Source organism: Rhodococcus sp. EPR-147 (assembly GCF_001647185.1).
In the GTDB taxonomy this organism is placed as follows: Bacteria; Actinomycetota; Actinomycetes; order Mycobacteriales; family Mycobacteriaceae; genus Rhodococcoides.
Genome location: NZ_LVCU01000516.1, coordinates 1 through 12,526, shown reverse-complemented (window position 1 = coordinate 12,526; position 12,526 = coordinate 1). Strand labels below are relative to the sequence as shown.

The window sequence follows — 12,526 nt, the reverse complement described above, 5'->3', positions numbered from 1 at the left end:
CCTCGACGCTCGAGTGCGTTGCGCAGTTCACGAACGACGGCGATGCGCTTGCGGGCGGTCTCGCGCGAGACCGGGTTGGTGATCAGGTCCAGGTAACGCTGCCGGATGCGCGTCTCCTCGTTGAGCTCCTTGTGCGCGACGGGCAACGGCCGCAACGACTTCGACGCGATCTGCCAGGCGTCGGCCATGACGGACAGCTCGCCGCGACGGGAGCTGATGACCTCGCCGTGCACGAACACGAAGTCGCCGAGATCCACATCGGACTTCCACTCCGCCAGAGCGTCCTCGCCGACGCCGGCCAGGCTGATCATCGCCTGCAGTTGAGTGCCGTCACCCTCCTGCAGCGTCGCGAAGCACAGCTTGCCGGTGTTGCGCACGAAGATGACGCGGCCGACGACTCCGACGATCAAACCGGTCGTCGTATCGGGTTCGAGCTCGGGGAATTCGGTTCGGATCTCGAGCAGCGAATGGGTCCGCGGAACCGACACCGGGTACGCCTCGACCCCACGCTCGAGCAACGAAGCGCGCTTGGCGCGACGAATCCGTAGCTGCTCCGGGGTGTCGTCGGCCGGCTGGGTAGAAGCTGTATCACTCACGCGCAGACACTTTACAGTCCAGGACTGTCGAGACGATCAGTGCGCTGCGACGGCCTCGGCTTCGCGAACGCAGTGCTTGGCCTGCGTCAACACCCCGAGCAACCCTGCCGACTTCAGTGCTTGATAGCCGCCGACCAGATCAGTGGCCTTGTGCAGACCCAGCAGCTTGAGCGACGCGGCCGCGAGCGAGGAGGTGTAGCCCTCCGAGCAGATGACGACCCACTCCACGTCGTGATCGACGGCGATCGCCAGGCGCGCATCGCTCGTCGGGTCCAGACGCCATTCGAGGACGTTGCGTTCGATGGCGAGCGCTCCGGGCAGGGTCCCCTCGACGGCGCGCTGCGCCTGCGGGCGGATGTCGACGACGACGGCTCCGCGGGCGACGGCGTCGCGCAGCTCGAAGACGGTCATGCGATCGATGGTCTCGCGCGCGGATTCGAGCATTTCGACGATGGTCATGGTCTGGATGGTCACAGTGCGGCCTTTTCGGGTGCGTCGGTGAGCTCGCTACGGGTACGACGCAGCGTGGACCGTTCGGTCACTTCGTAGTAGGACATCGCCGTCAGCGGTGGCGAGTAGGCGTGCACGCTGAGGGTGGGCCCGGTCGTCGCCGACGTCGGATCGTGCATCACGTCGTGCACCCAACCGAGCGGGAAGGACGCTTGATCGCCGGCGTCGAGACGACGCTGCTTCAGTCCTGTTCCAGCCCAACGATATTCGAGTAGCGATCCACTCAGAACGGTCAGCGCGCCGAGCGAGCCCGCATGGTCGTGCAGTTCGGTGGAACGATCGGGAACCCAGCTGATCAGCCAGACGTCGAGATCGTCGTCGGAATGCAGCCTGGCGGCCCAACGCTCCTCGCTCGGCCAACGGTCACCATCGGGGAGCAGGTGGTCGAAGCGGCCCTCGAGGACGTCGGATGCGCCCTGGTCGGTGATACGCAGCAGGTCGGGTGGACGCAACCGGGTCGGAAGAGTCGAGACCGAACGCGACGACAATCGGGTACGGGAGGGTGCAGAAAGTACAGGTGTGGAAAGCATGAAGCTCTACTCCAGGGGTGTGTTACGAACGAGGCAGGGTTCAGCCTCGACAACACTCCTGGGTGGCCATGCACGTCATCACGCCGACGATTCTGACACACGAGGCGGCGATGCGCTAGCGCTGGTCCGAAACGCCTCGCACCAAACACTCAGCGCGGGCGCCGCTGAAACATCTAGCGTGGCCGCCGCTTTGCCATGTTGCGTTCGTAGACCAACCGGAGCCCTTCGAGGGTCAGATCCGGTTCGTGGTGCTCGATGGTGGTCGATTCCGGCAGGATCAGCGCGGCGATGTCGCCGGTGCCGATGATCGCGACGTCCGCACCGTTCACCTCGGGGACCTCGCGTCGAATTCGCCCGACGAGGCCGTCCACCAGTCCCGCGAACCCGAAGATGGTGCCCGACTGGATGCACTCGACGGTGTTCTTGCCCAGCACCGAACGAGGCCGAATCATCTCCACCTCGCGCAACGTGGCCGTGCGAGTCGACATGGCCGACGCCGACATCTCGAGTCCGGGAGCGATGGCACCGCCGAGGAATTCGCCCTTGGCCGAGACGACGTCGACACAGGTGGTGGTTCCGAAATCGACCACGATGCACGCCGAGCCGTACAGGTCGTGTGCGGCAAGGGTATTGACGATGCGATCGGCACCGACCTCTTTGGGGTTGTCGACCAGCAACGGCACGCCGGTCCGCACACCGGGTTCGACCATCACGTGCACCACGTGATCCCAGTAGCGCGCGAGCATCGTCCGCATCTCCCGCAGCACCGACGGCACGGTCGACAGCGCAGTGACTCCGGTGATCCGTTCGGCATCCTCACCCAGCAGACCACGCAACATCAGAGCCAGCTCGTCGGCCGTCACATGAGGATCGGTCCGAATTCGCCAATCGCGCAGCAATTTCGAGTGATCACCGGTGCCGGTGAACAGACCGACCACGGTGCTGGTGTTGCGCACATCGATCGCGAGGAGCATCGAATCAGACCAGCACGGAATCGGCCCGCAGATCGCGCGGCGTGATCAGACCCGAGCCCGCAGGCGCATGAGCCGGGTCGCTGCCGAGTTCTACAGGCCGGTTCTTCTCGTCGACGAACACCACCCGCGGCGCATAGTCGGCAACCTCCTGTTCGTTCATCACCCCGTAGGCGATCAGAATGACCAGGTCGCCCGGGTTCACCAGATGCGCTGCAGCTCCGTTGATTCCGATGACACCGCTGCCGCGCTGGCCGGTGATGACGTAGGTTTCCAGTCGAGCACCGTTGTCGATGTCGACGATGGTGACCTGCTCGCCTTCGAGCAGATCGGCTGCCTCCATCAGATCCTGGTCGACGGTCACCGAGCCCACGTAGTGCAGATCTGCGTGCGTCACGGTGGCGCGATGAATCTTGGACTTCATCATCGTTCGAAACATGTTGTGCCCTCAGCTCTTCGGATCGTCGGGGTACTCGAGGAAACCGGTGCCGACGGCGACACCGACGTTGTCGATCAATCTCGTGGTGCCCACCTTGGCGGCCACGAGCAGTCTTCCGTCTCCACGTTCGGGAGCGAGGCCGAGATGCGGGTCGCGCACCTCCAGGTAGTCGACCTGCACCAGCGGTGCCTCGTCGAGGACGGCACGCGCGGTGGCGATGATGGCCTCGGGACCGCCCGCCGCAGCATGCGCCCCGGCGACCAACGCGGCCGACAATGCCATCGCGGCGTCGCGCTGCTCGGCGTCGAGATATCGGTTACGCGAGGACAGTGCGAGTCCGTCCTGCTCGCGAACCGTCGGCACCCCGATGACCGCGACGTCGAAGTTCAGATCGCGCACCATCTGTCGGATCAACGTCAGTTGCTGGTAGTCCTTCTCCCCGAAGTACGCGCGATGGGGAGCCGCGATCTGCAGCAGTTTGGCCACGACGGTGAGCATTCCGGCGAAATGCGTTGGCCTGCTCCGCCCTTCGAGTTCAGCACCGAGCGGACCGGGATTGACGGTGGTGCGCGGACCCGACGGATACATGTCCGAAGCCGACGGCGCGAAGACCAGTTCGACGCCCTCCTCACGCAGCAGCGCGACATCGGCGTCGAGGGTCCGCGGGTAGGAATCGAGGTCCTCACCCACACCGAACTGCAACGGGTTGACGAAGATCGACACGATCACCACGGCACCGGTGAGCTTGGCCTGCCGCACCAATTGCAGGTGCCCGGCGTGCAGTGCGCCCATCGTCGGGACCAGAGCGACCTGCTTCCCGACGCCTCGCAGCGCTTTCGACACCGACGTGATCACCGCGGGATCGTGGTGAACCGTCAACTGCCCCTTGGTGTAGCTGCCCGCGAGGGTCATCGATTCCCTTCCAGAAGTTCGATCAGGTCTGCCTTGGCGCCGATGCGCTGCGCCGAGCGCAACGACAGGGCGCGATATCCGGCTGCGATCCGCGAATCCACGGATTCGAGCACGTCGAGATGCTTGCCGACTGCAGCGGTGTCGCCGCGAGCCACCGGTCCGGTGAGCGCCGACTGACCGTTGCGCAACGCGTTGTCCAGCGCAGCTTCGAGCAGAGGAGCCAGAACCCGCTCGGGTACACCACGTTCGGAGTCCGAACCGGGAAAACCCGGTCCCGCCAGGGCAACCCGGAGCGCTTCGACCGCGTCGACCACCAGAGTGACGAGGTGATTGCTGCCGTGAGCGAGCGCGGCGTGGTAGAGCGCTCGATTGTTCTCGGGCACGTGCACCGGCTCGCCGCCGATCTCGAGGACGAGAGCCTGCGCCACCGCATAGCCGATCTCGTCGCCTGCAGTGATGCCGAAACACGCCGCCGTCATCCGGTCGGTGTCCTCGACTCCGCCGCTGAACGTCATCGCCGGATGGATGGCCAACGGCACGGCTCCGAGGGCAGCCAGGGGCCCGAGCACCGAAATTCCGTTCGCGCCGGAGGTGTGCACCACCAACTTTCCCGGTGCAACCGCCCCGGTGGACGCCAGGCCTGCGACGATCGACGCCAACTCGCTGTCCGGTACGGCCAGAACGAGCAGCTCTGCGCGACGAGCAACCTCGTCGACGGGCAGAACCTGGGACTCGGGAAGTCGCTCACGCACCCGTGCGAGGGACGCATCGGACACCGCGGCAGCACCGACGACGACATGCCCGACGCGTTCGAGCGCCTCACCGAATGCGGTACCGACCCGTCCCGCCGAGACGACACCAACCGTCAGGCGAGCCGGCGACAGACCACCGGTGCCGGAAAAGGTCACCGAAAAATTCCTCTCGTTCGTTCCAGTCCCGCTCGGCGGGTACCAGACGTCCTGCACGGAACAATAGCGACCGCGACCACTCGCAGGCCATGGGAGAGCAGTGTGATCTGGTTCTCAGTCTGCGCGACGACGACGGCGACGGGTACCCGGATCGGTCACGGCCGCGTCACCGGACCCTCCGCCTTGCAGACCGGCCATGATCTCGGCAACCGATCGACCGTTCGAGTGTGCGCCCGACGCATCCTCGTCGTCGGCCGATTCCGCGCGCCTGCGACCTCGCCGGGACGAGACGGCAGTGTCCTCGGCCGGTGTCTCGTAGTCCTGATCGGCCGTGAAGAACGCGTCGGCCGATTCACGCAACGAGGCGCGCGAGGCAGAGAAGGCGTCGTCGCTCGGTTCCGCTGCAGGTTCGGTTTCGTACTGCTCGGCCGGCTCCGCCGCAAACGACTGCGTGGAAAACGACTCCGTGGAATACGAACCGGCCGCATCGACGTCCGCGTGTCCGGTCTCGTACGTCTCTTCCTCGACCTGTGGCTCGGGCTCCGCCGCCGGTTCCGGCTCGGCAACGGGTCGACGCGTCTGCTCGAAGTCGTATGCGGTGAAAGGCGAGCTGGGCGGAGTGACGCGCCCCGCAGGCCTCGGTGCGCCGTAAGGACGTGCCTGCACCCCGGTTCGCTCGAACGAGTCCGCATCGGAGGACTCGGTGTCGTAGCTCGTTTCCGCGAACGAATCCTCGGCGTACCGATCCTGATCCGCCTCGGCGGCCGCCGCCGGTGCGGAGGCTGTGGCCTGCGGCATCTCGTCCGGATCCTCGGGGTACACCACCGAGGTCTCGGCCGTGACCGGCTCATCGTAGGGCGTTCCGACACCGTTGAGGCCGGTTCCCGGTGCCATCGCACCATTGCCGTTCCCGCGACCGGGGACGTACAGGCCGGACGGCGCAGGCTGGTAGCTGTCGTATCCGCGTCCGCCGAGTTCCTGCATCCTCATCGCTTCGGCCCGCAGTGCCACACGTTCGGTGGGCAGATTGCCGTCGAAGAGCACCTGGAGATTCTGGCGAAGGGCAGCGAGTTCGTTGCGCAGCGCTGCGACCTCGTCGATCTCGAGCTGCGATTCGCCACGAACCCGAGCTTCGACGCTCATCTCGTATTCGCGTCGCGCCGAGATCTCCCGAGCCAACTGCAGCTCGTAGACCGTCTGCAGGTCCTTGGCCTTGGTTTGATCTGCGGCCGCCTCACGCCGGTACTTGGTCATCGCGAACGCACCGATCACCGCAGCCCACAACGCCGAGAGAACACCGACTCTCATCCACTGCACGCTCTCGGTGAAGAGCAACAACACACTGGCGATGATGCCGAACACGACGAGCGCCGCGAGGAACAGCTGGCTCGCACTACGCCTCTTACGGCGTCCCTTCTTTGCGCGAGTCTGATCTGTCATGTTCACAAGGGTAACTGGCAAATCGTTCGCAAATAGTCATCCTCGACCGATCACTTACACAACCGAGGTAACAATCAAATGTTTCGAGGGTTACCGAGAACGCTCGTCGTCACGGTCTTCCGGGGCACGGCAGCACTGTTCGAGCCACACCGCGGCAGCGACGACGGCCAGTCCGGCCACGAGCGCAACGACGGCTCCGGCCCGGTCCGACGACGCTGCCCGTATCGTCGCCGCACGCGGCAGCACGTACACCAGAAATCCGACGCACACGCCGACGACGGCAGTCCCCACCAGCATCGATGCCTTCGCCAACACCAACGCCCTGAACACCGTCAGCGGATGCAGATCGTGCAGACCGGTGCCCACCCGGTGCTCGGCGATGCGGTTGCGCACGATCACCGCAGTCACCACTTGCACCACCGCCACCAGATACAACGACGCCCCGGCGTACACCGGAATCGGCGGCAACGAGCCGTAGAAGACCCGAACCAACAGCCACGTACCGATTGCGGCCACCAGGAAAAGACCCAAGACGTCCCAGACCTTGGTGGGATTGGTCACCACGACCCATCACCGACACCGTCGTGCTCCACGGGTCGTTCTTGCAGGCTCCATTCCTGCTTCGTCACCCCGGCCCGCTCCTCCGGACTCAGTCGCGCGAGCAACTCGGACACCGAAATGTCGTTGTCGCCCACACGCAGGGTGGCGTCCGGTTCGACGTCCAGCCACGGCAGCAGTACGAACGCTCGTTCGTGCGCGCGCGGGTGCGGAAGGATCAAACGAGGGTCCTCGCTGATCACGTTCTCGCACGTCACCACGTCGACGTCGAGGCTCCGTGGCCCCCACCGCTGCACTCGAACGCGATCGGCCGCCTCCTCCAGACGCTGACCGAAACGCAACCAATCCCAGGCGTCGAAGGCATCGTCCTCGACCACCACCACGGCATTGAGGAAGTCCTGCTGCTCGACGCCGCCCCAGGGAGCCGAACGGTACACCGGTGAGCAGGACACCAGGCTGGAGCCCAATCCGGTTGTGACAGAACGTAGGTGGGCGAGGGAGTCGCCGATGTTGCTGCCGATGGACAGCACCGCGCGGGTCACGCCCGCTCCCGGTACGCCACCACGGCAACGTCCCCGAACGTCAGCGGGATCGGGGCCGACGGCTTGTGCAGCACCACTTCCACCGCGTCGACGCGTGAGTCGTACGCCAACACGACCTCGGCGATCTCGGCCGAGACCGTCTCGATCAGGTCCCTGGACGGGCCCGCGACGACGGCCGCAGCGTGCTCGGCCAGTTCTCCGTAGTGCAGCGTTCGGGTCAGGTCGTCGGTCTCGGCCGCGGGCCGCAGGTCCATCCACACGGTGATGTCGACGACGAAGTCCTGCCCGTCTCGCTTCTCGAAGTCGAAGACGCCGTGATTGCCGCGCACCGTCAGGCCCCGCAGTTCGATGCGGTCGCCGCGACGCGTCCCCGCGCCGACGCGGCTGCTGATCTCGCTCATGCCCGATCACCCTGCCATGCCCGGACGACGGCGACCGCGTCGAGTGACGCCTGCACGTCGTGTACCCGGACACCCCATGCACCCGCAGCGACCGAGAGCGCCGACACCACGGCCGTGGCGATCTCTCGCCCGTCCGGCGGCCGCGGAGTACCGTCGTCGTCCGCCAACAGCGAGCCGAGAAAACGCTTCCTGGAAGCACCGACGAGTACTGGGAAGCCGGCCGACACCAAGTCCGGCAGGCCCCGCAGCAGTTGCCAGTTGTGCTCGGCGTTCTTGGCGAATCCGAGGCCGGGATCGAGCACGAGCATCGCCGTGTCCACGCCCGCGGCCACCGCGTGATCGACCTGTTCGAGCAGTTCACCGCGGACGTCGGCGGCCACGTCGTCGTATCGATCGGCCGGTCCGGCGTGCCGATACTCGGATCCGGCGGCCCGCCAGTGCATCAGGATCCACGGCAATCCGCCGTCCGCAACGACCCCGGCCATGGCCGGATCCGCCCGACCACCCGAGACGTCGTTGACGATCGAGACCCCGGCATCGATCGCCGCCTCGGCGACCGAGGCACGCATGGTGTCGACGCTGGTGGTCACCCCTGCTGCGGCCAGCGCGGCGATGACCGGCACGACACGCTGCGCCTCGAGCGTCGGGTCGATCCGGTCTGCTCCGGGACGCGTCGACTCGCCACCGACGTCGACGATGTCGACTCCGCGACGGTGCATCGCCAGTCCGTGTTCGACGGCGGCATCGACATCGAGGTACCTACCGCCGTCGGAGAACGAATCGGCGGTGACGTTGAGGACACCCATGACGACCGGTGCCGGGTGGATACTGCGCGCCGGGTTCATCGGGACTCGACCGGACGCGTCATTTCCGCAGGATCAGGTCCAGAGCTTCCGAACGCGATGCCGCGCTGGACTGCAACAGACCCCGCACCGCCGACGTGGTGGTGCTGGCTCCCGGCTTGCGAATGCCGCGCATGGCCATGCACAGGTGCTCGGCCTCGATCACGACGATCGCACCGCGCGGGTCGAGTTTGCGCATCAACGCGTCGGCGATCTGGCTGGTCAGCCGTTCCTGAACCTGCGGGCGCTTGGCGTACATGTCCACCACGCGCGCGAGCTTCGACAGGCCGGTGACCTTGCCGCTCTTGCCCGGGATGTACCCGACGTGTGCGACGCCGTGGAACGAGACCAGGTGATGCTCGCACGTGGAGAACATGGGGATGTCGCGGACGAGCACCAGTTCCTGGTGCCCCTCGTCGAACGTCGTGTTCAGCGCCGTGTCAGGGTCGGTGTAGAGCCCGGCGAAGATTTCACGGTAGGAACGCGCCACGCGGGCCGGCGTGTCGAGCAGACCCGGACGGTCCGGATCCTCGCCGACGGCGATCAACAGCTCACGCACTGCGGCCTCGGCACGAGGCTGGTCGAAGACCGCACCGGTGGCGTAGGCCACTGTCTGTTCCACTGCCCGCTGCTGCGCTGCTGGGACTTCTGCCGAGTCGATTGTCGACTCGTCGGTCCGGTTGACTGACACGAGAACGTACCTCCGGTTGGGCTCCGCGAATGTGACAGCTGGGCCGAACCGCACCTGTTCCTCACGGAGCAGCTGCGCCGACCTGCAGCACGGTTCGAACGACGGACTGGGCCGACCGAAACGGTCGACCCAGCCAGCCTAATGACCGACCTAGCGGTACGAACCGCCCGGCCCTTCCCAGCGTTGGGTGCGTGGACCTTCGTCGCCGTCGTCCTCTGCTCGCTCGTCTCGGCGCGAGTCCTCGGACTGGTTATGCGAGGGACGATCGTCTCCGGGCAGCGGATAGCTCTGCGATGGAGTCGGAACCTCCCACGTGGGTGGCGACGCTTCGGCCGGTCCGGCATCGTCCTCGTGCTGGCCGTACGGGGGCTCGTGCCGAGAGTTACGACCCTGGTCCCGAGTGTCCGGCCGGAACGGATCCGGCTGATACTGCGGCGGCTGATATCCCGGCTGTTGATTCGTCGGCGGCTGATATCCCGGCTGTTGGTTCGACGGCGCAGCGGTCGGCGGCTGGTATGCCTGCGGCTGCTGGTAGGTCGGGTGCTGTCGGTACGTCGGAGGCTGACCCTGCGGCGGCTCGTACCGATTCTGGTCCGATCCCGACTGCTCGCGGTTCGGCTGATCGTGAACCGGCGGCGTGGTCGGTCCCTGGTACCGGGGAACCGCAGGCTGGTCGCGCGGGGGCCAACCCGGAGCCGACCATCCGGCCGGGGCACCGTAATCGGGACGCGAGCCCTGGCCGGGGCCGCTCGAGCGAGGTTCCTGCCGACCCTGGCCTTCGGAGTATCCGCCCCCGTTGGGAGCGCCTCCGTTGGTCGGGCCGCCGTAACCACCGTTGTAGCCACCGCCGTTGTATCCGCCGGGTGCGGGGGCGCTGCGTCGGCCACCGCCGGTGCTCGGCGCATCGACGTCCCCGGTGCTCGGTGATCCGTTGACCGGGCCACCGTTGGTCGGAGCACCGTTCGACGGGGTGCCGTTGGTGGGCACGCCGTTGTATCCGTTGCTTCCGTTCGGGTAGCCACCCTTGGTCAGCTGCGGAGAACCGGCGTAGCTGGGCTGCGGAAACTGTTGCGGCGGAAGCTGCTTCGGGGCCGGCGGTACCGGAGGCCACGGCTCGCCGCGCTCGGCGGCGAGTTCGCGGGGCGTCTTGACCGGTGGCTTGTCCGAGGGCTTGCGATCACCGAAGTCGTTGAACAGGGTGATGCGCGGACGCTTGGTGACGCTGTGGAAGATCTTCTCGAGGTCCTTGCGGGTGAGCGTCTCACGTTCGAGCAGCTCCGAGGCAAGGGTGTCGAGCAGGTCGCGGTACTCGTTGAGGATGGCCCACGCCTCGGTGTGCGCCGCCTCGATGAGTTTGCGCACCTCCTCGTCGATCTCGCGGGCGACCTCGTGCGAGAAGTCGGACTGCTGTCCCATCGAACGGCCGAGGAACGGATCGCCCTGTTCCTGCCCGTACCGAACGGCTCCGAGCTTGCTGCTCATGCCGTACTCGGTGACCATCGCGCGGGCGATCTTGGTCGCCTGGTCGATGTCCGAGGACGCACCGGTTGTCGGCTCGTGGAAGACGAGCTCCTCCGCTGCGCGGCCACCCATGGCCATGACGAGTCGAGCGATCATCTCCGACCGCGTCATCAGGCCCTTGTCGTCCTCGGGCACCGTCATCGCGTGGCCGCCGGTGCGACCGCGAGCGAGGATGGTGACCTTGTAGACGGGCTCGATATCGGGCATCGCCCACGCGGCGAGAGTGTGACCACCCTCGTGGTACGCGGTGATCTTGCGCTCGTGCTCGCTGATGATGCGGCTCTTGCGGCGCGGGCCACCGACGACGCGGTCGACCGACTCCTCGAGCGACGCCTCGGTGATGACGGTGCCGTTCTCGCGAGCGGTGAGCAGTGCTGCTTCGTTGATGACGTTGGCCAGGTCGGCACCGGACATCCCGACGGTTCGCTTGGCGAGACCTTCGAGGTCGGCGTCCTGAGCAACGGGCTTGCCTGCCGAGTGCACCTTCAGGATTGCTCGACGGCCGGCCAGGTCGGGGGCACCGACCGGGATCTGGCGGTCGAAGCGGCCCGGACGCAGCAGGGCGGGGTCGAGGATGTCGGGGCGGTTGGTGGCGGCGATGAGGATGACGCCGGTGCGCTCACCGAAGCCGTCCATCTCGACGAGCAGCTGGTTGAGTGTCTGCTCGCGCTCGTCGTGGCCGCCGCCCATGCCCGCGCCGCGCTGGCGACCGACGGCGTCGATCTCGTCGACGAAGATGATGCAGGGGCTGTTCTGCTTGGCCTGCTCGAAGAGGTCGCGCACACGGGATGCACCGACGCCGACGAACATCTCGACGAAGTCCGAGCCGGAGATGGTGAAGAACGGGACGCCGGCCTCGCCTGCGACGGCGCGCGCGAGCAGCGTCTTGCCGGTTCCGGGAGGGCCGTACAGCAGCACGCCGCGCGGAATCTTGGCACCGAGCGCCTGGTAGCGCGCCGGGTTCTGCAGGAAGTCCTTGATCTCGTAGAGCTCTTCGACGGCCTCGTCCGCGCCTGCGACATCGGCGAACGTGGTCTTGGGCATGTCTTTCGTCAGCTGCTTGGCCTTGGACTTGCCGAAGCCCATGACCCCGCCGCGGCCGCCACCCTGCATGCGGCTCATGACGAAGATGATCACGCCGAGGATCAGCACCATCGGAAGAATCAGCAGCAGGAGCGAGCTGAACCAGCTCTCCTGGGTGACGGTGGTGTTGTAGCTCGCCAGGCCCTGCGAGTCGACCTTGTCGAAGATCTGCTCCGACGCCGAGTCCGGGTACTTGGCGATGATCTGCGTCTCGTTGTCGGTGGCGTCGGACGCCTCCCGCAGAGTCAGCCGGATCTGCTGCTCGCGGTCGTCGATCTGCGCGGACTCGACATTGCGATCGTCGAGCTGGGCGATCGCCACCGAGGTGTCGACCGTCTTCCAGTCCCGCGTGTCGTTACCGAAGTAACTGAAGGCATAGATCACCAACAGAATGCCGAAAACGATGGCAAGATTTCGTATTACTGTCTTCCGATTCATACAGCTTCAGCCGAGTCGGCCGTGTCCTTTCAGTCCGCTCCCGCGCGCTGGCTGCTCCCTGCCCGCCGGATACTCCAGGCTAGCGCGAGACTCGGACATCTGACTCGCTCATACCTGGCGCTGTGCGTCCACGCACCTGTTTGC

14 protein-coding genes are annotated in these 12,526 nt (G+C 66.3%); all 14 read right to left on the bottom strand.

Annotated features, from left to right (window positions below; translation table 11 throughout):
- Nucleotides 1–596: OB-fold nucleic acid binding domain-containing protein (locus A2J02_RS22240; protein WP_231911493.1), on the bottom strand; the 596-nt coding region annotated here is incomplete at its 3' end.
- 36 nt (nt 597–632) lie between these two features.
- Nucleotides 633–1,055 carry a rhodanese-like domain-containing protein gene (locus tag A2J02_RS22235; protein WP_068053696.1) on the bottom strand — a complete coding sequence of 141 codons (423 nt, stop codon included), beginning with the start codon at nt 1,053–1,055 and terminating at the stop codon, nt 633–635.
- 11 nt (nt 1,056–1,066) lie between these two features.
- Nucleotides 1,067–1,636, bottom strand: coding sequence for a cysteine dioxygenase (locus tag A2J02_RS22230; protein WP_231893966.1), 570 nt, complete (start codon nt 1,634–1,636; stop codon nt 1,067–1,069).
- Between the two features lie 173 nt (nt 1,637–1,809).
- Complete coding sequence (locus A2J02_RS22225; RefSeq protein ID WP_068053682.1) at nt 1,810–2,610, bottom strand: type III pantothenate kinase; 801 nt, start codon at nt 2,608–2,610, stop codon at nt 1,810–1,812.
- A gap of 4 nt (nt 2,611–2,614) precedes the next feature.
- A complete protein-coding gene (gene panD / locus A2J02_RS22220; RefSeq protein ID WP_068053679.1) occupies nt 2,615–3,046 on the bottom strand; it encodes an aspartate 1-decarboxylase in 432 nt (143 codons plus the stop codon).
- A 9-nt stretch (nt 3,047–3,055) separates the two neighbouring features.
- The gene (gene panC / locus A2J02_RS22215) at nt 3,056–3,958 is read right to left on the bottom strand and encodes a pantoate--beta-alanine ligase (protein ID WP_068053675.1); all 903 of its coding nucleotides are present in this window, start codon (nt 3,956–3,958) and stop codon (nt 3,056–3,058) included.
- A complete protein-coding gene (locus A2J02_RS22210) occupies nt 3,955–4,866 on the bottom strand; it encodes a Rossmann-like and DUF2520 domain-containing protein (RefSeq protein ID WP_068053674.1) in 912 nt (303 codons plus the stop codon). Before A2J02_RS22210 ends, panC begins: the two co-directional genes overlap by 4 nt.
- A gap of 114 nt (nt 4,867–4,980) precedes the next feature.
- Complete coding sequence (locus A2J02_RS22205; protein ID WP_068053693.1) at nt 4,981–6,306, bottom strand: DUF6779 domain-containing protein; 1,326 nt, start codon at nt 6,304–6,306, stop codon at nt 4,981–4,983.
- A 90-nt stretch (nt 6,307–6,396) separates the two neighbouring features.
- Nucleotides 6,397–6,867 (bottom strand): DUF3180 domain-containing protein, encoded by a 471-nt coding sequence (locus A2J02_RS22200; protein WP_094687759.1) that lies wholly within the window; start codon nt 6,865–6,867, stop codon nt 6,397–6,399.
- Entirely contained in the window at nt 6,864–7,406 is a 543-nt protein-coding gene (gene folK, locus A2J02_RS22195; RefSeq protein ID WP_068053667.1) for a 2-amino-4-hydroxy-6-hydroxymethyldihydropteridine diphosphokinase, read from the bottom strand. The genes A2J02_RS22200 and folK overlap by 4 nt, the downstream gene beginning before the upstream one ends.
- Nucleotides 7,403–7,807 (bottom strand): dihydroneopterin aldolase, encoded by a 405-nt coding sequence (gene folB / locus A2J02_RS22190; protein ID WP_068053664.1) that lies wholly within the window; start codon nt 7,805–7,807, stop codon nt 7,403–7,405. Before folB ends, folK begins: the two co-directional genes overlap by 4 nt.
- The gene (gene folP, locus A2J02_RS22185; RefSeq protein ID WP_197478105.1) at nt 7,804–8,652 is read right to left on the bottom strand and encodes a dihydropteroate synthase; all 849 of its coding nucleotides are present in this window, start codon (nt 8,650–8,652) and stop codon (nt 7,804–7,806) included. Before folP ends, folB begins: the two co-directional genes overlap by 4 nt.
- A gap of 19 nt (nt 8,653–8,671) precedes the next feature.
- Complete coding sequence (gene folE, locus A2J02_RS22180; RefSeq protein ID WP_037195562.1) at nt 8,672–9,271, bottom strand: GTP cyclohydrolase I FolE; 600 nt, start codon at nt 9,269–9,271, stop codon at nt 8,672–8,674.
- Nucleotides 9,272–9,490: 219 nt separating this feature from the next.
- Nucleotides 9,491–12,382: an ATP-dependent zinc metalloprotease FtsH gene (gene ftsH, locus A2J02_RS22175; RefSeq protein ID WP_068053660.1), complete on the bottom strand. Its 2,892-nt coding sequence runs from the start codon at nt 12,380–12,382 to the stop codon at nt 9,491–9,493.
- Between the last annotated feature and the right edge of the window lie 144 nt (nt 12,383–12,526).